Source organism: Pantoea sp. X-Soil-ISGK-355, from assembly GCF_059730805.1.
The window spans coordinates 1364938-1385723 of sequence record NZ_AP035971.1 but is presented as its reverse complement, the minus strand read 5'-3'; the positions used below and the strand labels follow the sequence as shown (position 1 = coordinate 1385723).

Below are 20786 nucleotides of genomic sequence, written 5' to 3'. Positions count from 1 at the left end.
TTTGCACCTGCCCCGCATCAGCGAGTTTTGATCACCAGTCGATTGCTCTGTTTGACCTCTTCCATCACCACATAAGTTCGCGTGTCGTTTACGCCCGGCAGGCGCAACAGGGTTTCACCCAGCAGCTTACGATAGGCAGACATATCAGGTACGCGCGTTTTCAGCAGGTAGTCGAAATCGCCAGAAACGAGGTGACACTCTTGAGTTTCCTCAAGTTTTTGCACAGCGGCGTTAAATTGCTCAAACACATCCGGCGCACCACGATTCAGAGTAATCTCAACGAATACCAGCAGAGAGGCATCCAGATAGTGCGGGTTTAACTGCGCGGTGTAACCAAGAATAAATCCCTGGCGTTCGAGACGGCGTACACGCTCAAGACATGGCGTAGGCGATAAGCCTACGCGTTTGGAAAGCTCTACGTTTGAAATGCGACCATCTTTCTGAAGTTCATTCAGAATGTTCCTGTCAATTCTGTCGAGGTCTTTCCCGGGGCGTTTCTTATTGTCTACCATTATTATTGTCTCTCTTAATTCCTTCCCTTTACCTGCCACGCCCTGAAAACGCTCAATGTTCGGGGCATTTCTGAAGTGAGCTAACAGAGCCTGTGATCTGACACCTATCGATATGACGCATGTTGTCTGTCCACATCATGCGTCATTATCCATATCAGGCTGCTTTTATTCGGCGTTACACGCAAAACAGGCGACGAAAACCTGTTTTGTTCCGATAAATGTTATTCGCTTCTGATAATGTTTTCGCAAAAGCGCAGGCGATTGTCAAAGTAAAATCACCAAATTCAGGACAAGATGCCAGACAGACCGCTGGGTATCTGTTTTTAAATGAGTATTTTTCCACTTTTGCACCTCTCAAAGCCGATTTTTGCCCCATTCTGGCGCATTGACCAGGCAAAACCGCCGCTCATCGTCTACGCCACTTGCAGCTATCGTTAACAAAATTGGCTAAGTCTTGTTATTGTCGCCGGATATTCCCTACAATCGCAGGCTATGTCAGCCGAATGAAACTGAGGAACGCATGAGTACGGCCAAACACAGTAAGTTACTCATTCTGGGCTCCGGCCCAGCGGGTTATACCGCAGCCGTTTATGCTGCACGCGCCAACCTGAATCCGGTGCTGATCACCGGTCTGGAAAAGGGCGGACAGCTGACCACCACCACTGAAGTGGAGAACTGGCCGGGCGACCCGCACGATCTGACAGGTCCATCGCTGATGGAGCGCATGCACGAGCATGCTGAAAAATTTAATACTGAGATCATTTTCGATCACATCCACACCGTTGATCTGCAGAACCGTCCGTTCACCCTCACTGGCGATAGCGGCGTATATACGGCAGATGCGCTGATCATCGCCACCGGTGCGTCAGCGCGCTACCTGGGTCTGCCCTCTGAAGAGGCGTTCAAAGGCAAAGGCGTTTCCGCCTGCGCAACCTGTGACGGTTTCTTCTATCGCAACCAGAAAGTCGCAGTGATTGGCGGGGGTAACACGGCCGTTGAAGAGGCGCTCTATCTGGCGAACATCGCGGCTGAAGTGCATCTGATCCACCGTCGTGACAGTTTCCGCGCAGAGAAGATCCTGATCGACCGGCTAATGGAAAAAGTGCGCAATGGTAATATCGTGCTGCACACCCATCGTACGCTGGAAGAAGTCACAGGCGATCAGATGGGTGTGACGGGTCTGACACTGCGTTCTACCCAGAACAGTGATGAAACAGAAGCGCTGCAAGTCGCGGGTCTGTTTGTTGCTATCGGACACAGCCCGAATACGGCTATCTTCGAAGGTCAGCTGGCGCTGGAAAACGGTTACATCAAAGTTCAGTCGGGTCTGCACGGTAACGCCACTCAGACCAGCATTCCTGGCGTCTTTGCGGCAGGGGATGTGATGGACCATATCTATCGTCAGGCGATTACCTCTGCGGGCACCGGCTGCATGGCCGCGTTAGATGCTGAGCGTTTTCTTGACGGGCTGGTTAAAAACGATCGGTAAGTTGTTAACCCTCTGATCTCAAATATTCCAGGCGACGGTTTTTCCGTCGCCTTTTTTATAGCTCTCATGCTAGATTCTGGCGCCTGAAGAGATGGAAATGTCTTTCCATTTTCCCCTGTCACCGACATTTAGTATGGTCTCGCATGGACAAATCGCGGCAGCAGCATCTTACCCGCTGGCTTCGTCAGCAACGTCGTTTCGCCGGTCGCTGGTTGCGGCTCAACACGCTGCTGGGCATGGTAAGTGCCCTGCTGATCATTGCCCAGTCTGGTTTACTGGCCTCGCTGCTGCAGGCGCTGATCGTTGACCAGCAACCGCGTGAAGCACTGACGGTCAGTATCCTGCTGTTACTGCTTTGCTTCGTACTGCGCGCCCTGATTAACTATGCCCGTGAACTGACCGGCTATCGTGCCGGGCAGGCTATCCGTCAGGCGTTACGTCAGCAGGTCTTAGACCGGTTGTCTGCGCTGGGCCCGGCGTGGATACAGGGGAAACCAGCCGGGAGCTGGGCGACTCTTCTGCTGGAGCAGATCGAAGAGATGCAGGAGTATTACGCCCGCTATCTGCCGCAGATGACGCTGGCGGTGCTCATCCCCTGCTGCATTCTGCTGACTGTTTTTCCGCTGAACTGGACCGCGGGTCTAATCCTGTTTGCCACTGCGCCGTTGATTCCGCTGTTTATGGCGCTGGTCGGCATGGGTGCGGCCGAGGCCAATCGCCGCAACTTCCTGGTGCTGGCCCGCCTGAGCGGTAACTTTCTCGACCGTCTGCGCGGCAGAGAAACGCTGCGGCTGTTTCATCGTGGTGAAGCAGAGCAGCAGGCGGTTGCCGACGCCACCACCGATTTTCGCCAGCGCACCATGGACGTGCTGCGTTTAGCGTTTCTCTCCTCCGCCGTGCTGGAGTTTTTTGCCTCGTTAGCCATTGCTGTGGTAGCCGTCTATTTTGGCTTCTCCTATCTGGGCGAATTGCATTTCGGTGATTATGGCCACGGCGTGACGCTGTTTGCCGGGTTCCTGGTTTTGATCCTCGCCCCGGAATTTTTCCAGCCACTGCGCGATCTCGGCGCGTTCTATCATGCCAAAGCCCAGGCGGTCGGCGGTGCCGATGCACTTGAAGCCTTTATGCAGGCGACGCCCGACGTTATCCGGCAGGATGGCCCGCAGCCTTTCACTGCCGAGCGCGCAATCTCACTTGTCGCCGATGATCTGCGAGTCTGCGCGCCCGATGGCCAGGTGCTGTGCGGCCCGCTCACCTTTACCATCGCTGCGGGTGAGCAGATTGCGCTGGTCGGTCAAAGCGGGGCCGGTAAAACGGCCCTGATGAACGCCCTGCTCGGTTTCCTGCCTTATCAGGGCTCGCTGAAGGCGAATGGCGTTGAACTGCGTGATATACGACGGAGTGACTGGCATCAGCAACTTAGCTGGGTAGGACAGAATCCTCAGTTACCGGCCACCACCTTACGCGACAATATCGTGATGAATGCGGTCTGGGATAGCGAGCGCTTTGCGATGCTACTGGAATCGTGCGGCATTAACGAGTTCCTGCCTCGTCTGCCCAGGGGGATTGAAACTCAGCCCGGCGATGGTGGTCATCAGCTGTCGGTGGGTCAGGCACAGCGGGTCGCGGTCGCACGCGCGCTCTATAAATCCTCACATTTATTGCTGCTTGATGAACCGGCAGCCAGCCTGGATGCACTCAGCGAACGTCATGTGATGCTGGCCCTGAACCAGGCAGCTGCCTGCCAGACCACCCTGATGATTACCCATCAGATTGATACGCTGAGTCGCTGGCAGACTCTCTGGGTAATGGAGGCGGGTAAACTGGTGCAACAGGGCAACTGGCAGCAGCTGTCGCAACAGCCTGGTCCCTTCAGTGAGATGCTGAAGCATCGTCAACAGGAGATTCGCTGATGTCGGCCTTGCGTCCTTTTCTTCGTCTCTGGCTGCGCCACCCTTTCCGTCTTGCGCTGGGCATCGTGCTGGCGATTGCTACTCTGCTGGCCAGCATTGGCCTGTTGACCCTGTCAGGCTGGTTTCTCGCCGCATCGTCAGTAGCAGGCGTAGCGGGCCTCTATACCTTCAATTATATGCTGCCCGCGGCTGGCGTCCGTGGTGCTGCGATCATCCGTACCGCCGCACGCTATGCTGAACGTCTGGTCAGTCATGATGCGACGTTCAGGGTGCTTCAGCATCTGCGCGTCCACACCTTCATCCGCCTGATGGCACTTTCGCCGGGACAGCTGTCACAGTTCCGCCAGGCGGACCTGCTCAACCGTTTTGTCGCCGATGTTGATACGCTGGATCATCTCTATCTGCGCGTCATTTCACCGCTGCTCGGCGCATTTGTGGTGATAGTGGTAGTTACCTTCGGGATGAGTTTTATTGATATTCCGCTGGCACTGACGCTGGGCGGTATCATGCTGAGTACGCTAATTCTGATGCCGTCGCTATTTTATCGTCTGGGCTCACCGGCAGGCATCGCGATTGCCCACGGACGCGCCCGCTGGCGCTTGCAGCTGATGCAGTGGCTGGCGGCGCAGGCTGAACTTACGTTATATGGGGCCTCGCAGGGCTGGCGTCAGCAACTTGACGAAGATGAACGGCGCTGGCAGCAGGCACAGAGCCAGCAACAGCGTTTACAGGCCGCCGCCCAGAGCCTGCTGCTGCTGATCAGCGGCATAACCGTAACCCTGCTGCTCTGGCTTGGTGCTGCGACAATCAGAGAACAGCAGTTACCCGGCTCGCTGATTGCGCTGGTCGTGTTCTGCGCCCTTGCCGCCTTTGAGGCGCTGGCACCGGTTGCAGGGGCTTTTCTGCCTATGTCGCAGGTGACAACTGCCGCGCATCGGGTTAATGACATTATCGATCAGTCACCCGCTATCACCTTCCCGGCAAGGTCAGACGCCCGGTCAGGACCGCTCTGCGTCAATATCGATCGGCTCGACTTTAGCTACCCCGACCGTCCGGATAAGGTACTCAACAGCTGTACCCTGCAGGTGGCCGCGGGTGAACATATTGCGCTACTGGGACCGACCGGCTGCGGAAAATCGACGCTGCTGGCGCTGCTGACCCGCGCTCGTGAGAGCCAGCACGGTGTCATCAGCCTGAATGATCTGCCGATTACCGCCTGGTCAGAGTCCGCGTTGCGCCAGCGTATCAGCGTGGTGACGCAGCGGGTTCACCTCTTCAGCCAGAGCCTGCGCGATAATCTGCTGCTGGCCTGCCCCGATGCCACTGATGAGCAGCTATGCCGCGTTCTGAACGACGTTGGCCTGCAACGCCTGCTTGAGAATCAGGAAGGATTAAACGCCTGGATGGGCGAAGGGGGTCGCCCGCTTTCCGGCGGCGAACTGCGTCGGCTGGCGCTGGCGCGTGCGTTACTGCACGACGGCGATCTCTGGCTGCTGGATGAGCCCACCGAAGGGCTGGATGCCACCACCGAGCAACATATTCTTGCCCTGCTGCAACGGCTGACTGCCGGAAAAACCATGCTTATGGTCACTCACCGGCTGAGTGGCCTGGAACAGATGGATCGCATCTGCGTGATGGATAATGGCGCGATTGTTGAGCAGGGCAGTCATGCGGAATTAATCTCAAAAGCAGGGCGCTACTGGCGTTTCCGGCAGCGTATTGCGTTATAGTCTTAGCGAAATGCCGATGAGTAACATAACGCGATGAGACTGGTACAACTGTCACGGGAATCTCTGATCTTTCCCCCGCCGGAGATGGCGCTGCGTGAGCCAAATGGCCTGCTGGCCATGGGCGGTGATCTCTCCCCTGCCCGATTACTTAACGCTTATCAGCACGGTATCTTTCCGTGGTTTTCGCCCGGCGATCCCATTCTCTGGTGGTCGCCCGATCCCCGGGCCGTCCTGCTGCCTGAGCAGTTTCATCTCAGTCGTAGCATGAAGCGTTTTCACAGTCGTTCACCTTATCGGGTAACAATGAACGAGTCCTTTGCCGAGGTCCTTGAGGGCTGCGCAAGCGGTCGCGAGGAAGGCACCTGGATTACCTTTGAGATGAAGCGTGCCTGGTTACGACTGTATGAACTGGGCCACGCGCACTCGATCGAGGTGTGGGATGAACATCAGCTGGTGGGTGGCATGTACGGGCTGGCGATGGGGCAAATCTTCTGCGGTGAATCGATGTTCAGCCGTCAGCAGAATGCATCAAAAACAGCACTTTGGGTCTTTTGTCAGCATTTCGTCCGACATCAGGGCCGACTGGTGGATTGTCAGGTACTTAATCCCCATACCGCCTCGCTGGGTGCGCAGGAGATCCCGCGCGCGGATTATCTGCAATATGTGCAAAGCCTTGCTTACCAGCCGGTCAGCGATGGCTGCTGGCAGACACAAACGCTTTTTTAGCCCTGCAGAGATGTTTTGCACACATAAAGGCGCATAAGTGGTATATTAGTCGGGTTTGGTATGTCGTCCGCGCTTCGCAATATCGAGCCGGAATTGCCAGGCTGGGAATCTCAACGCACTCTCGGAACTGTTTTCAATCGTGCGCATGTAACCGGTTGATTCAGATTCTTAGCCCGCTAATCCCCTGCAGACGTCACCTTAAACACCCTAATTTTACCGGATGCGCGCAACTTACGTGCACCCCGGCAAAGCGTTGGCAAAATCGCCGACGGTTCTTTACATAAATCGTTGAATTGGGCATTATCTTGCCGGTTCAACTGAAAGGTAGTACACCCAGAGGATTCGATGGCCAAAGAAGACAATATTGAAATGCAAGGTACCGTACTGGATACGTTACCTAACACCATGTTCCGCGTAGAACTTGAAAACGGACACGTGGTCACTGCTCATATCTCCGGTAAAATGCGCAAAAACTACATCCGTATCCTGACGGGTGACAAAGTGACCGTTGAGTTGACCCCGTACGACCTGAGCAAAGGCCGCATTGTCTTCCGTAGTCGCTAATTTGCAGTAATCTCATCGCTCTGCATATTGCAGCGAAAAAAAAGGCCGGATTTTAATCCGGCCTTTTTCACATCTGTAGCAGGTGATTAATGCACAGTGCCTTCGGTTTTGCGTTTTTCAGCACTCAGGAAGTGATAGGTCAGTTCACCTTTCTCACGATCCAGCGCGACTGATACTGAGCCGCCATCCACCAGCGAACCAAACAGCAGTTCATTAGCTAACGGTTTCTTCAGGCTGTCCTGTACGGTGCGCGCCATCGGACGTGCGCCCATCGCTTTGTCATAGCCCTTCTCAGCCAGCCAGTCACGCGCTTCATCACTGACTTCCAGCGATACGCCTTTCGCATCCAGCTGCGCCTGCAACTCGACAATAAACTTGTCGACCACCTGATGGATCACCGCTGGGGACAGGTGACTGAACCAGATAATGTTGTCGAGACGGTTACGAAACTCTGGCGTAAAGATCTTTTTGATCTCCTCCATCGCATCGGTGCTGTTGTCCTGATGAATCAGGCCAATCGACTTACGTTCAGTTTCACGTACACCGGCGTTGGTGGTCATGACCAGTACCACGTTGCGGAAGTCCGCTTTGCGACCATTGTTGTCGGTCAGCATACCGTTATCCATTACCTGCAGTAGCAGGTTGAAGACATCCGGGTGTGCTTTCTCAATCTCATCCAGTAACACCACCGCATGAGGATGCTTAATCACGGCATCCGTCAGCAGGCCGCCCTGATCAAAGCCGACATAACCCGGAGGCGCACCAATCAAACGGCTGACGGTGTGACGCTCCATATACTCGGACATATCAAAGCGCAGCAGCTCAATACCCAGCGCTTTCGCCAGCTGCACGGTGACTTCCGTTTTACCGACCCCAGTAGGCCCGGCAAACAGGAAGGAACCGACCGGCTTACGATCCTGACCCAGACCTGCACGGCTCATTTTGATCGCTTCCGTCAGCGCCTCAATGGCGTTGTCCTGACCAAACACCAGCATCTTCAGGCGATCGCCCAGATTTTTCAGCGTATCGCGGTCGCTTGCTGACACGCTTTGCTCAGGAATACGGGCAATACGGGCCACCACAGTTTCAATGTCAGAGACGTTGATGGTTTTCTTGCGCTTACTGGCTGGCATCAGGCGCGCACGTGCACCCGCTTCATCAATCACATCAATCGCCTTGTCAGGCAGATGACGGTCGTTGATATATTTCACCGCCAGTTCCACCGCTGCGCGCACCGCTTTCGCGGTATAGCGCACATCGTGATGCGCTTCGTACTTGGTCTTCAGGCCATTCAGGATCTGCACGGTCTCTTCAGGTGAAGGCTCCGTGATATCGATCTTCTGGAAGCGACGTGCCAGGGCACGGTCTTTTTCAAAGATGTTGCTGAATTCCTGATAGGTGGTGGAACCCATCACCCGAATCTTGCCAGAGGAAAGAAGAGGTTTGATCAGGTTCGCCGCATCGACCTGGCCGCCGGACGCGGCACCCGCACCAATGATGGTATGGATTTCATCGATAAACAGAATGCTGTGTTCGTCCTGCTCCAGCTGCTTCAGCAGCGCTTTGAAACGTTTTTCAAAGTCACCACGGTATTTGGTGCCCGCCAGCAATGAACCGATATCCAGCGAGTAGATGGTGCAGTCTTTCATCACTTCCGGTACATCGCCCTGCTCGATACGCCAGGCGAGGCCTTCTGCAATAGCGGTTTTACCCACACCCGATTCACCCACCAGCAGCGGGTTGTTTTTACGACGACGGCACAGCACCTGAATGGTACGTTCCAGCTCTTTATCGCGACCAATCAGTGGATCGATACCACCGACGCGAGCAAGCTGATTAAGATTGGTGGTGAAGTTTTCCATACGATCCTCCCCGCCTGCTTGCTCTTCGTTAACCGGATTTTCAGCGCCTGGCGCCTGGCCCGGTTCGTCTTTGCGCGTACCGTGAGAGATGAAATTCACCACATCAAGGCGGCTGACTTCATGTTTGCGTAACAGATAGGCCGCTTGCGACTCCTGCTCGCTGAAGATGGCGACCAGCACATTTGCCCCGGTGACTTCGCTGCGACCGGATGACTGGACATGGAAAACCGCACGCTGCAGGACGCGCTGGAAGCTGAGCGTCGGTTGAGTGTCACGCTCCTCTTCGCTGGCGGGCAGCACCGGTGTGGTTTGTTCGATGAAGGCTTCGAGTTCCTGCCGCAGAGCCACAATATCCACCGTACAGGCTTCCAATGCCTCTCTGGCCGACGGGTTACTGAGCAACGCCAGTAACAGATGCTCGACGGTCATAAACTCATGACGGTGCTCACGCGCTCTGGCGAAAGCCATATTTAAACTGAGTTCCAGTTCTTGATTGAGCATTAGGCACCTCCCCCAATTATCGCCCTTACCAGTTTCCTATATGGAGACGGGTTCAGGCTTTTTCCAGCGTACACAGCAACGGATGATGATTTTCCCGCGCATAGTTGTTCACCTGGGCCGCTTTTGTTTCGGCGACTTCTGCAGTAAATACACCACAGATCGCCTTGCCGTGATAGTGAACTTTCAACATCAGCTGCGTTGCACGTTCAACATCATAAGAAAAGAACTTTTGTACGACGTCAATAACAAATTCCATAGGTGTATAATCGTCATTATTCAGAATGACTTTATACATAGAAGGCGGCTTTAACCCTTCACGTACTTTGTCTTCGGCCAGATGTTCAAAGTTAAGCCAGTCGTTTGTGTTTGCCATAGTGTTCCGTTGAGATTGTGCTTTAGCCTTTTAATGACTACATGTTGAGAGTTTAACATGCCTGTCAAGCTCCTGGTCGCTGCTGAAATTTTATTCAGAAATTCCCTTGCGCGACCTGCATCACAAAATTTCCAATAGCGTTAACCACCTCAAATTTTGATGATTTTTTCCCCACCTGGCCCGGTGGTTTGCTTGACGCCGGCGGCGCTTTCTCTACATTCTACCTGCACAGGCTGATTGAGTTTTAATCAAATCAGACTCACAGCCTGTAAGACCTCACCTACTTATAAAATGTCTTGCGAGGGAAGTAAAAGCATGGAGACGGGCACAGTTAAATGGTTCAATAATTCCAAAGGCTTTGGCTTTATCTGTCCGGTTGGCGGTGGCGAAGATATTTTTGCACACTACTCCACCATTCAGATGGAAGGCTACCGCACGCTAAAGGCAGGCCAGCAGGTTCAGTTCGACGTGCATGAAGGCCCGAAAGGTAATCACGCCAGCCTCATCGTGCCGGTTGAGATACAGGCCGTGGCCTGATACTTACCCCATCTCTGAACAGTGACCCAAAAATGCCAGCCAGTGCCGCTGGCATTTTCCTGTCTGAAGCAGACTTAATCTGCCTGGCCCTGCGCCAGCCCAATCACCCGGGCAAACATCTCCCGTATTAACGGCGGGATGGCTTCCGGCCCGCGTTCCGCCGCCGATGTCGCCACAGCGATCGCCAGTTCTGGCTTGGAGCTCTGGTGAATCGCTTTGGTAATAATACGCCTGGAACTCATCGGAACGTTTAACGGCAGGTGCGCCATCTGATGATAGACATCCTGAAAACCCTGGTGATAGAGAAAATTCTCCATATCCAGTGCCGGTAACTGCGTCAGAAAACGCAGCTCAGGATCGCCGGGCTGTAACTGCGTGCGTGCCGTGCTGGCATATTTGTTACCCGCCTGATCGCCGTCTGTCAGCACATGCCAGGCGATGCCCATGCGACGGGCAAACTTCAGCAGCGGCTTTAAGCCCGACTGAGCAAACTCAATTACCTTCACCCCTTCAGCCGCAAAGTTGTAACCGCACTGCTGTGCCAGCTCATTCATAATCCAGACTTCGGTTTCCCCCTCCACCAGCAGCCAGCAACGGGCAAACAGCGCCGCAGGCCGGTTGACACGAATATGGAAGCCAATGCGCCGGCTCTCTTCGGCACTCAGCCCTTCTGGCCCGATGCGCCAGGCGGCCACGCGCGAGGGGCCGCGTACCAGACGACAGACGTTCTCTACCGGCACCTGAGACAGAAGCTCAGCAGAATTGGTAGTGGCGATTTTTTGCAGCGGCAACAGCCTTAGCAGGTTCCACGCCACCGACAGCATAATCGGATGCAGCCGGGTTTCCGGATCTTCAATCAGCAGCAGCGGACGGGCATCAGCGGCCAGCGGGACGTCGCCTCGCGCCTCAATCAGCAGGGTAAATATCTGCAGCAGAATCAGCTGACGGCTGCGGGAGTCGGTTCCGGCTATCAGCTGATTGAGATGATCCAGCGCCCGCCATCCCTTTTCCCCGTCGCGTGTCTGCGGATCCCGTGACCTGAGTTCATTGCCCGCATCGGGCAACTGCACCAGAAAGTAGTGCTGCATCAGTTGCTGCATGGTCTTCAGCCCCTGTCGCAGCACCTCATCACTGAGCTGCTGGGGATGGTGCTCCAGATCGCGCGCCAGCGACGCCATGCCCGCCAGCACCTCAGGATGTGGAGTAGCCACAGGCGCACTGTTACGCGTCCGCTTACTAAAGCGCGCATCGCGCAGCCGCAGCACCGGATAGCGTTTCATCAACAGATCAATGGCCGCCGCGCAGTGCTGCTCTGGCAACAGCTGCGCGTTCACATCAACGAAACGCCGTCGGGTTTCGATGCCGCTGTCACGCCAGGCCGCGCTGACGCTGTAATAAAGCCGACGCTGGCCCTGAGCATCGCGCTGCCAGAATGTCGAGAGCACAGCATCCGGGTCGCTGCCATCATCGCGAAAATGAAATACGATTGACAGACGGCGCATGGGATCGGCCACATCACCTGGGGTGAAATGGAAATCAGCCTGGGTAAAAACATAAGCTGGTTCATTGGGCGAAAGTAACAGGCTCAGGGCATCCAGCAGGCTGGATTTGCCCCAGGCATTCTCACCAATCAGCAGATTAGTCCGGGTTAAAGGGAGTGAGAGCTTGTTGATGCCGCGGAAACCGCGAATATCGATATGTTCCAGAATCATAGGCGTCCGTCCTCAGGTTATAAACAGCATGGTTGCCGCCAGCGAACCGGTCAAGCTGCTATGGGGTTTACTCCGATACGCTTTTTCGCTAGCGTGTTGCCTCTTCCCCCATGGATGGCATTGATATGTACTCCGGACTTTTGATTATTCTGCTGCCGCTGATCGCCGGCTGGCTGTTGCCGTTCCGTAAAACCACTCTGCTGCGTCGGGTAAACCAGCTGTTAGGCTGGATGGTTTACGTCATTCTCTTCTTTATGGGCATCAGCCTGGCCTTTCTCGACAACCTCGGCAGTAACCTGCTGGCGATATTTCACACCGCACTCGTAGCGGCGTTCTGCATTCTGCTGTGCAACCTGCTGGCGCTGCGCGGACTGGAAAAGTATGCGCCCTGGCAGCATGCACACCGGCAGGAGAAACTGCCCTCGCGGCTGCATATGGCACTGGACTCCCTGAAGCTGTGCGGCGTCGTTGTCCTTGGTTTTCTGCTTGGCCTGACCCAGTGGCCGCTGTTGCATCACGCCTCAACCGCCAGCGAATATGCGCTGATTTTCCTGCTGTTTCTGGTGGGTATTCAGTTGCGCGGCAGTGGCATGACGCTGCGTCAGATCATCCTGAACCGTCGTGGCATGCTGGTGGCCGTTGTCGTGCTGGTCAGCGCGCTGCTCGGGGGCATGATTGCCGCGCTGGTGCTGGGCATGCCGTTAAAGACCGGTCTGGCGCTAGCCAGCGGCTTTGGCTGGTACTCCCTCTCCGGCATTCTGATGACCGAAGCCTTTGGCCCGGTCATCGGCAGTGCCGCCTTCTTCAACGACCTGGTACGTGAGCTGGTCGCCATCATGCTGATCCCGGCACTGATTGGTCGCCATCGTTCGAGTGCACTGGGTCTGTGCGGAGCCACCTCAATGGACTTTACCCTGCCGGTGCTGCAGCGGGCGGGCGGCAATGAGATTGTCCCTGCCGCCATTGTGCACGGTTTTGTCATGAGCCTGCTGGCCCCGATTCTGATCGCCCTCTTCTCTGCCTGAACCCGGTCTGATATGCGCTGAGCTCTGCCAGCGCATTTTTTCACGCCTGCTTTTCTGCCGTGTCGTCTACGCTTCTTTTTTCGGTTCTGGTCACGTCACTCCTCAGGGCGGGCCGACAAAGGAGAAGAGCATGAAACAAACCGTGGCGGCGCTGGTCGCCAAAACGCTGGAAAGCGCGGGCGTCAAACGCATCTGGGGTGTCACCGGGGACTCCCTTAACGGCCTGAGCGATAGCCTTAATCGCATGGGCACCATCGAGTGGATGCCGACACGACACGAAGAAGTCGCCGCCTTTGCGGCGGGCGCAGAAGCCCATATCAGCGGCGAACTGGCGGTCTGCGCCGGTTCCTGTGGACCCGGCAATTTACATCTCATCAACGGTTTGTTCGACTGCCATCGCAATCGCGTCCCGGTTCTGGCGATTGCGGCGCATATCCCCTCGAGCGAAATCGGCAGCGGCTATTTCCAGGAAACCCATCCGCAGGAGCTGTTCCGCGAATGCAGCCACTACTGTGAGCTGGTCTCGAATCCTGAGCAGTTACCGCAGGTGCTGGGCATCGCGATGCGTAAAGCGATTCTGAATCGTGGCGTCTCGGTTGTGGTACTGCCAGGAGACGTGGCACTGAAACTGGCACCGGAAAGCGCCAGCACTGAGTGGTATCCGCCGCAGTTGCCGCAGGTCCTGCCACAGCCCGCCGAACTGGCCCGGCTGGCACAGACGCTGAACGAGGCCACTGACATTACGCTGCTGTGCGGCAGTGGCTGCGCCGGTGCACATCAGGAAGTGGTGGCGCTGGCCGAAGCGCTGAAAGCGCCAATTGTCCATGCGTTGCGAGGCAAAGAACACATCGAGTATGACAACCCTTATGATGTCGGCATGACCGGCCTGATCGGGTTCTCATCTGGTTTCCACGCCATGATGAATGCCGGGACGCTGGTGTTGCTTGGCACCCAGTTCCCCTATCGCGCCTTCTATCCGGAAAACGCTAAGATCATCCAGATCGATATCAATCCGGGTAGTCTCGGATCACACTGTCACGTTGATCAGGCCTATGTCGGTGATGTGAAAAGCACGCTGCAGGCATTGCTGCCGCAACTGACGCACAAAAGCGATCGCAGCCACCTCGACAGTGCAGTCAAGCACTACGTCGAGGCACGCAAAAGTCTGGATGAGCTGGCGCAGCCCAACGACAAGCAACCGATTCATCCGCAATATCTGGCACAGCAGATCAGCCATTACGCCAGCGACGACGCTATTTTTACCTGCGATGTCGGAACCCCGACCGTCTGGGCGGCGCGCTACCTGAAGATGAACGGCAAACGTCGCCTGCTGGGTTCGTTTAACCATGGCTCAATGGCGAACGCAATGCCACAGGCGCTGGGTGCGCAGTCGATCGATCGCAACCGTCAGGTCGTTGCGCTGTGCGGCGACGGCGGCTTCAGCATGCTGATGGGTGATTTTATCTCGCTGGCGCAGCTGAAAATGCCGGTAAAACTGGTGATCTTTAACAACAGCGTGCTGGGCTTTGTGGCGATGGAGATGAAGGCCGGGGGCTATCTCACCGACGGCACGGAGCTGGAAAACCCCGACTTTGCTGCTATCGCCCAGGCCTGCGGCATCCGTGGTATCCGGGTGGAAATGGCGTCAGAACTGAATGGCGCGCTGGAGCAGGCATTTGCCCATGATGGTCCGGTACTGGTGGATGTTATTACGGCCAAAGAGGAGCTGGCTATGCCACCACAGATCAAAATGGAGCAGGCCAAAGGCTTCAGCCTCTACATGCTGCGCGCCATCATGAACGGTCGCGGTGATGAGGTGGTAGAACTGGCGAAAACCAACTGGCTGCGGTAAAACAGTGATTCCATCCAGGCGGGCGCGATGCCCGCCTTTTTTTTATCTTCCGCCACGTTCAGGAGCATAAGGTGATCGATTTACGCAGTGATACCGTGACCCGGCCCAGCGCCGCCATGTTAAGCGCAATGATGTCAGCCGAAACCGGTGATGACGTCTACCGTGACGATCCCACCGTAAATGCGCTGGAGGCGGAAGCTGCACGGCTGAGCGGCAAAGCCGCGGCGCTGTTTTTCCCGACCGGCACCCAGGCCAACCTGGTGGCGTTGCTCAGCCACTGCGAGCGCGGCGATGAATATATCGTCGGTCAGCAGGCACACAACTACAAATATGAAGCGGGCGGTGCGGCGGTGCTGGGCAGCATTCAGCCGCAGCCGGTGCTGGCCGCCGATGATGGCACCCTGCCGCTCGATGTGGTGGCAGCGGCCATTAAGCCGGATGATATTCACTTTGCCCGCACCCGCCTGCTGAGTCTGGAGAACACCCATCACGGTAAAGTTTTGCCGCTGGCGTATCTGGAACAGGCGTGGACCTTTACCCGCGAGCATAAGCTGGCGCTGCATATTGATGGCGCGCGTATTTTCAATGCCGTGGTCGCACAGAAGATCACGCTGGCGGCGATTGCCCGCTACTGCGACTCCCTCACCCTCTGTCTCTCTAAAGGTCTGGGCACGCCCGTCGGTTCGCTGCTGTGTGGCGATACGGCGCTGATTGAGCGCGCCCGTCGCTGGCGTAAAATGACCGGCGGCGGTATGCGCCAGACCGGTATTCTGGCGGCGGCGGGTCTGTACGCGTTAGAACACAACGTGGCGCGACTGCAGGAAGATCATGACAATGCCGCCTGGCTGGGACAGCAGCTGCATGAACTGGGCGTCAGCGTCATCGATCAGCAGACCAACATGCTGTTCGTGTCCGTGCCGGAAGCCCAGGTCAAACCATTAGGTGAGTGGATGAAGGCGCGCGGCGTGTTAATCAGCGTGGGAACACGCACCCGACTGGTCACCCATCTGGATGCTGATCGTGCGGCGCTGGAGCAGGTTGTCGCCCACTGGAAAGCGTTTCTGCAGCAGTAATCCGCTATTCCGCCGCACCATACTTCTCCAGTAGTGCGGCTGCTATCGCGGCGGTTTCGGCATCGGGCTGACCGCGATAATCCGCAGGCCGGAAATGCATCTGAAACGCGGCAATCACCTTCTGCTGCTCACGCACACTCATCCCCGCTGTCACCGCATAACCGTAGCGTTGCAGGCTTTCCATGAGTGGCTGCACGGGCACAAGGGCGTACGGATCCTGCCCCGCTAAATAAAATTGCACCCGTCCGGCATCGGGCCAGGCACCGAGTCCCCGCTGTGCCAGCTGTTGCCAGGGGAACAGTGGACCGGGATCCTGCTTGCGCTGCGGCGCGATATCACTGTGACCAACAATGTTTTCTGGTGGGATGCCGTAACGCTGTGCAATATCCCGCACCAGCGCCTCCAGCGTGGTGATCTGCGCGGCGGTAAAGGGCTGCCATTCGAGGCCGGTCAGCGTCCGGCGATAACCCTTATTTACCAGCTCAATACCAATCGAGGTGTCATTGATGCGGATGGCTCCACGCCAGAAGCTGGGCCCTGCATGCCAGGCGAGTTGCTGCTCCGGCACCAGCTGCCAGATAACGCCTTTACCGGCACGTTGGGGCGGCTGGCGGGGAATCAGATAGTGGGCGCTGACTTCCCGATCGGTGAGGGTCGCCAGCGACGAAGAAAAATCTTCGGCGGTGTAGTGGACCACAATCACCTTCACCCGTGGCCGCGCACCCTGCGCCGGATGCCGCAGATCGGCCCAGTAGCCGTCACGGGATTCCATGCCAGAGTGACACCCTGCCAGCAGCAGTGCCAGCAGCATTAACAGCCCGCGTTTCAACGAATGATCACCGCCGTACCGCTGACGCTGACCATCAGCATGCTGCCATCTTTTCCGACCGTTTCGTAATCAATGTCGATACCGACCACTGCGTTGGCACCCAGCGCTTTTGCCTGCGCTTCCAGCTCTTCAAACGCGATTTCCCGCGCTTTACGCAGCTCTTTCTCATACGCGCCGGAACGACCACCGACCACATCACGGATGCCCGCGAAAAAATCACGGAAGATGTTGGCACCCAGAATCGCTTCTCCGGTAACCACACCGCAATATTCACTGATGCTGTGACCTTCCAGCGTTGGGGTTGTTGAAAATTTCATCGCATTCTCCTTGTTGAAAACCGGGCTAAGGCTCTTTCGACTAAAAAGCACGGCTATACTCTATGCTAAAAAGGGCACCTTGCCAGAGAACCCTAAGGAAATCGAGATGAGAAACAACGCGTTTGCGCTAATGATCCCGGCGGCCCTGCTGCTCAGCGCCTGTACTACCGTTGAGCCAGTCATTAAGGATAATGGCCCGCGTACCGCCCCCTGTATTGAAGGCGGTCCTGACCAGGTAGCCCAGAAGTTTTACGACCTGCGTGTCGAACAGCCTACGCAGGGTCTGCCTGACAGCAATACCCTGGCAAAATATCGCCCTTACCTGAGTGATGCGCTTTATCACTCCCTGCAGGCGGCCAGCGGCAGCAATGCCGGTTCACAGTGGCGTAACGGCGATCTCTTCTCCAGCCTGTCACAGGGTCCGACGGCTGCCAGCGTCGCCGATGCTTCCACCATTCCGAACCGCGATGCTCGCAACATCCCGCTGCGGGTCGATCTGAGCCGCGACGGCAAACAGTGGCAGGATGAAGTGCTGATGATCCACCAGGGCACCTGCTGGGTCGTTGACGACGTGCGCTACATGGCGAACCCTGCACATGCCGAAGGCGGCAGCCTGAGCCAGATGCTTGAAAAATCAAAAAAATAATTCAGATTCAACGGTTATGAGAAGCGCAGCCACCGCAGGTGACTGCGCTTTTTTATTGCCAAAGCCCGCCCTGCGGCCTTTGGCAGCAGCCAGACAGCACATGATATTGTGCTAAGCTTTTGCTGTTTACCTGCTGTTTTACAAATTTTAACCCACCTTAATTGCATAACTATTCTGGTGACGTTAAAATCCGCGACACTAATAGCTATTCAAATCTGGCGCATGAGTATTCAACTAAACGCAATAAACTGCTTCTACGGTGCTCATCAGGCGCTGTTCGACATCAACCTTGAGTGTCCGCAAGGCGAGACCCTGGTGCTGCTGGGCCCCAGCGGTGCGGGCAAGAGTTCGCTGCTGCGGGTGCTTAATCTGCTGGAGCAGCCACGTTCAGGTCAGTTGCAGATTGCCGGCAATCAGTTCGACTTCACGCAGAAACCGTCTGATGCCGCGATTCGCGAACTGCGTCAGAACGTCGGCATGGTGTTCCAGCAATATAATCTCTGGCCACATCTGACCGTGCTGCAGAATCTGATCGAAGCGCCCTGCCGGGTTCTGGGCCTCAGTAAAAGCGACGCCCGCGCCCGTGCCGATAAGCTGCTTGACCGACTGCGCCTTACGCCCTACAGCGATCGTTTTCCGCTGCACCTCTCCGGGGGGCAGCAGCAGCGTGTGGCGATTGCCCGCGCGCTGATGATGGAGCCGCAGGTGCTGCTGTTCGATGAGCCGACGGCCGCGCTGGACCCTGAAATTACCGCACAGATTGTCAGTATCATTCGCGAACTGGCGCAGACACGCATTACCCAGGTGATTGTGACCCATGAAGTGGAAGTGGCACGTAAAACGGCCAGCCGCGTTGTTTATATGGAGAACGGTCACATTGTGGAACAGGGCGATGCCAGCCGCTTTACACAGCCGCAAACCGAAGCGTTTGCTCACTATCTTTCGCACTAAGTCAGGATGCTAAAAATGAAAAAAATGGTACTTGCTGCACTGCTTGCCGGTTTTAGCCTGAGCGCTACCGCGGCACAAACGATTCGTTTTGCGACCGAAGCCTCTTATCCTCCTTTTGAGTTTGTGGATGCGGACAACAAGATTCAGGGCTTTGATGTCGATCTGGCCAACGCGCTGTGTAAAGAGATCGACGCGACCTGCACCTTCACCAATCAGGCGTTCGACAGCCTGATCCCAAGCCTGAAATTCCGTCGCTTTGATGCGGTGATGGCGGGCATGGATATCACGCCGGATCGTGAAAAACAGGTGCTGTTCACCAAGCCTTACTATGACAACTCGGCGCTATTTGTCGCCCAGAAAGGCAAAGTCGCCAGTGTAGAAGCCCTGAAAGGCAAGCGGGTTGGCGTGCAGAACGGCACCACTCACCAGAAATACCTGACGGATAAACACAGCGACATTACCATCGTGCCTTACGACAGCTATCAGAACGCGGTGCTGGATCTGAAAAACGGCCGTATTGATGCTGTCTTCGGTGACACCGCTGTGGTCAACGAGTGGCTGAAGCAGAATGCTGCGCTGGCTGCCGTCGGCGACAAAGTGACGGATAAAGCCTACTTTGGTACTGGCCTGGGCATTGCGGTACGCACCGGTAATACCGATCTGCAGACTAAATTCAATGGCGCGCTGGACAAGATCAAAGCAGACGGCACCTACAAAACCATCTACAGCAAATGGTTCCAGCAGTAATCACTGATGAATGAAATGATGACCCTCGCAAGTGCCGCCGGTATGACCGTCGGCCTTGCTGTTTGTGCCCTCATCGCTGGCCTGGTGCTGGCGATGATTTTCGCTGGCTGGGAGTCACTGCGCCTGAGACCGCTGGCGTGGATTGGCACCGGCCTGGTGACGCTGATCCGTGGCCTGCCGGAAATTCTGGTGGTGCTGTTTATCTATTTTGGCGCCTCACAGCTGCTGCTCACCCTCTCTGACGGTTTCACGCTGAACTTCGGGCTGTTTACGCTGCCGGTTCAGATGCAGATAGAGAACTTCGATGTCAGTCCGTTCCTGTGCGGTGTGATTGCGCTGGCGATGCTCTACGCCGCCTACGCCTCGCAGACACTGCGCGGCGCACTCAAAGCGGTGCCGGTAGGTCAGTGGGAGTCGGGCCAGGCGCTGGGCATGAAAAAGTCGGTCATCTTTCTCCGGCTGATTATGCCGCAGATGTGGCGTCACGCCCTGCCCGGTCTGGGTAATCAGTGGCTGGTGCTGCTGAAAGATACCGCGCTGGTTTCGCTAATCAGCGTCAATGACCTGATGCTGCAAACCAAAAGTATCGCCACCCGCACGCAGGAGCCGTTTACCTGGTTCCTGGTGGCGGCCGCGATCTACTTAGTAATTACGCTATTCAGCCAGGCGGTGTTACGTCGCATCGAACTGCGCACCACCCGCTTTGAACGGGGGAACAGCTAATGCTGGCCTATCTGCCTGAACTCCTGAAAGGGCTGCACACCAGCCTGACGCTGACGGCGGCCTCGCTGGTGGTGGCACTGCTGCTCGCACTGCTCTTCACTGTGGTCCTGTCGCTGAAAACGCCAGTGCTGAATCCGCTGGTAAAAGGATTTATCACGCTGTTTACCGGTACGCCGCTGCTGGTGCAGATCTTCCTGATTTACTACGGTCCGGGACAGTTCCCCTCGATCCAGCAGATCCCCTGGCTGTGGCATTTACTGTCGCAGCCGTGGCTGTGCGCGATGCTGGCGCTCTCGCTGAACAGTGCGGCTTACACCACGCAGCTGTTTTACGGTGCGGTCCGGGCGATTCCCTCCGGACAGTGGCAATCGTGCGCGGCACTCGGCATGAGCCGCAAAGATACCCTGCGCATTCTGCTGCCTTATGCATTTAAACGCGCCCTCTCCTCCTACTCTAATGAAGTGGTGCTGGTGTTCAAAGGCACCTCGCTGGCCTACACCATCACCCTGATGGAGGTCATGGGCCACGGCCAGCTGCTTTATGGCCGCACCTACGACATCACGGTCTATGCCGCGGCGGGTCTGATTTATCTCTGCGTTAACGGTTTGCTGACGCTGATGATGCGACTGATCGAAAAGCGCGCCCTGGCCTTTGAACAACGTAACTGATTCCCGGGCGAGGCTCCTCGCCCTTTTCGCCTGAAA

General features: G+C 56.2%; 20 protein-coding genes. 14 read left to right on the top strand and 6 right to left on the bottom strand.

All coding sequences use genetic code 11. From position 1 onward, the window contains the following. Positions 1–17 precede the first annotated feature (17 nt). Entirely contained in the window at positions 18–512 is a 495-nt protein-coding gene (gene lrp, locus AC6I8J_RS06305) for a leucine-responsive transcriptional regulator Lrp (protein ID WP_006118610.1), read from the bottom strand. Positions 513–1032: 520 nt separating this feature from the next. Between lrp and trxB the strand changes: the two genes are divergently transcribed. The 5 genes from trxB (at position 1033) to infA (ending at position 6934) form a co-directional block, all read left to right on the top strand. Then, on the top strand, positions 1033–2001 hold the full coding sequence (trxB, locus tag AC6I8J_RS06300; protein WP_161734234.1) for a thioredoxin-disulfide reductase: 969 nt from the start codon (positions 1033–1035) through the stop codon (positions 1999–2001). A gap of 143 nt (positions 2002–2144) precedes the next feature. Further along, a complete protein-coding gene (cydD, locus tag AC6I8J_RS06295) occupies positions 2145–3914 on the top strand; it encodes a heme ABC transporter permease/ATP-binding protein CydD (RefSeq protein ID WP_497825179.1) in 1770 nt (589 codons plus the stop codon). Beyond that, on the top strand, positions 3914–5644 hold the full coding sequence (cydC, locus tag AC6I8J_RS06290; protein ID WP_497825178.1) for a heme ABC transporter ATP-binding protein/permease CydC: 1731 nt from the start codon (positions 3914–3916) through the stop codon (positions 5642–5644). Before cydD ends, cydC begins: the two co-directional genes overlap by 1 nt. A gap of 33 nt (positions 5645–5677) precedes the next feature. Beyond that, entirely contained in the window at positions 5678–6370 is a 693-nt protein-coding gene (gene aat / locus AC6I8J_RS06285) for a leucyl/phenylalanyl-tRNA--protein transferase (protein ID WP_161734240.1), read from the top strand. A 345-nt stretch (positions 6371–6715) separates the two neighbouring features. Next, positions 6716–6934, top strand: coding sequence for a translation initiation factor IF-1 (infA, locus tag AC6I8J_RS06280; protein ID WP_002211347.1), 219 nt, complete (start codon positions 6716–6718; stop codon positions 6932–6934). A gap of 86 nt (positions 6935–7020) precedes the next feature. Here infA and clpA read toward each other — a convergent pair whose 3' ends face one another. Together clpA and clpS are read right to left on the bottom strand one after the other, a co-directional pair. Further along, positions 7021–9297, bottom strand: coding sequence for an ATP-dependent Clp protease ATP-binding subunit ClpA (clpA, locus tag AC6I8J_RS06275; RefSeq protein WP_161734242.1), 2277 nt, complete (start codon positions 9295–9297; stop codon positions 7021–7023). 52 nt (positions 9298–9349) lie between these two features. Continuing rightward, complete coding sequence (clpS, locus tag AC6I8J_RS06270) at positions 9350–9670, bottom strand: ATP-dependent Clp protease adapter ClpS (protein WP_003849318.1); 321 nt, start codon at positions 9668–9670, stop codon at positions 9350–9352. 315 nt (positions 9671–9985) lie between these two features. On the opposite strand from clpS, the gene cspD reads away from it, so the two are divergent. Further along, positions 9986–10207 (top strand): cold shock-like protein CspD, encoded by a 222-nt coding sequence (gene cspD, locus AC6I8J_RS06265; RefSeq protein WP_098051073.1) that lies wholly within the window; start codon positions 9986–9988, stop codon positions 10205–10207. 74 nt (positions 10208–10281) lie between these two features. On the opposite strand, the gene AC6I8J_RS06260 is transcribed toward cspD, so the two are convergent. Then, positions 10282–11919, bottom strand: coding sequence for an ATP-dependent nuclease (locus AC6I8J_RS06260; protein ID WP_222924274.1), 1638 nt, complete (start codon positions 11917–11919; stop codon positions 10282–10284). 125 nt (positions 11920–12044) lie between these two features. Between AC6I8J_RS06260 and AC6I8J_RS06255 the strand changes: the two genes are divergently transcribed. The 3 genes from AC6I8J_RS06255 to ltaE all read left to right on the top strand — a co-directional run bounded on the left by AC6I8J_RS06255 (position 12045) and on the right by ltaE (position 15869). Beyond that, positions 12045–12944 (top strand): LysO family transporter, encoded by a 900-nt coding sequence (locus AC6I8J_RS06255; RefSeq protein WP_497825177.1) that lies wholly within the window; start codon positions 12045–12047, stop codon positions 12942–12944. A gap of 130 nt (positions 12945–13074) precedes the next feature. Further along, positions 13075–14796 carry a ubiquinone-dependent pyruvate dehydrogenase gene (gene poxB / locus AC6I8J_RS06250; protein WP_497825176.1) on the top strand — a complete coding sequence of 574 codons (1722 nt, stop codon included), beginning with the start codon at positions 13075–13077 and terminating at the stop codon, positions 14794–14796. Between the two features lie 71 nt (positions 14797–14867). Continuing rightward, entirely contained in the window at positions 14868–15869 is a 1002-nt protein-coding gene (gene ltaE / locus AC6I8J_RS06245; RefSeq protein ID WP_161734250.1) for a low-specificity L-threonine aldolase, read from the top strand. Positions 15870–15873: 4 nt separating this feature from the next. Here the strand turns inward: ltaE and AC6I8J_RS06240 are convergent, their stop codons facing one another. Both AC6I8J_RS06240 and AC6I8J_RS06235 read right to left on the bottom strand, forming a co-directional pair. Beyond that, on the bottom strand, positions 15874–16698 hold the full coding sequence (locus AC6I8J_RS06240; RefSeq protein ID WP_497825175.1) for an N-acetylmuramoyl-L-alanine amidase: 825 nt from the start codon (positions 16696–16698) through the stop codon (positions 15874–15876). Beyond that, positions 16695–17015: a heavy metal-binding domain-containing protein gene (locus AC6I8J_RS06235; protein WP_161734254.1), complete on the bottom strand. Its 321-nt coding sequence runs from the start codon at positions 17013–17015 to the stop codon at positions 16695–16697. The genes AC6I8J_RS06240 and AC6I8J_RS06235 overlap by 4 nt, the downstream gene beginning before the upstream one ends. A gap of 106 nt (positions 17016–17121) precedes the next feature. Here AC6I8J_RS06235 and AC6I8J_RS06230 point away from each other — a divergent pair, with 106 nt between their 5' ends. From AC6I8J_RS06230 to artM, 5 genes are all read left to right on the top strand, one after another. After that, entirely contained in the window at positions 17122–17661 is a 540-nt protein-coding gene (locus tag AC6I8J_RS06230) for a lipoprotein (protein ID WP_135909545.1), read from the top strand. Positions 17662–17883: 222 nt separating this feature from the next. Next, positions 17884–18612, top strand: coding sequence for an arginine ABC transporter ATP-binding protein ArtP (gene artP, locus AC6I8J_RS06225; RefSeq protein WP_013357289.1), 729 nt, complete (start codon positions 17884–17886; stop codon positions 18610–18612). A 15-nt stretch (positions 18613–18627) separates the two neighbouring features. Then, a complete protein-coding gene (artJ, locus tag AC6I8J_RS06220; RefSeq protein ID WP_033732083.1) occupies positions 18628–19359 on the top strand; it encodes an arginine ABC transporter substrate-binding protein in 732 nt (243 codons plus the stop codon). A 6-nt stretch (positions 19360–19365) separates the two neighbouring features. Then, complete coding sequence (artQ, locus tag AC6I8J_RS06215) at positions 19366–20082, top strand: arginine ABC transporter permease ArtQ (protein WP_161734258.1); 717 nt, start codon at positions 19366–19368, stop codon at positions 20080–20082. Further along, positions 20082–20750: an arginine ABC transporter permease ArtM gene (gene artM, locus AC6I8J_RS06210; RefSeq protein WP_161734260.1), complete on the top strand. Its 669-nt coding sequence runs from the start codon at positions 20082–20084 to the stop codon at positions 20748–20750. The genes artQ and artM overlap by 1 nt, the downstream gene beginning before the upstream one ends. The last annotated feature ends 36 nt before the right edge of the window (positions 20751–20786 follow it).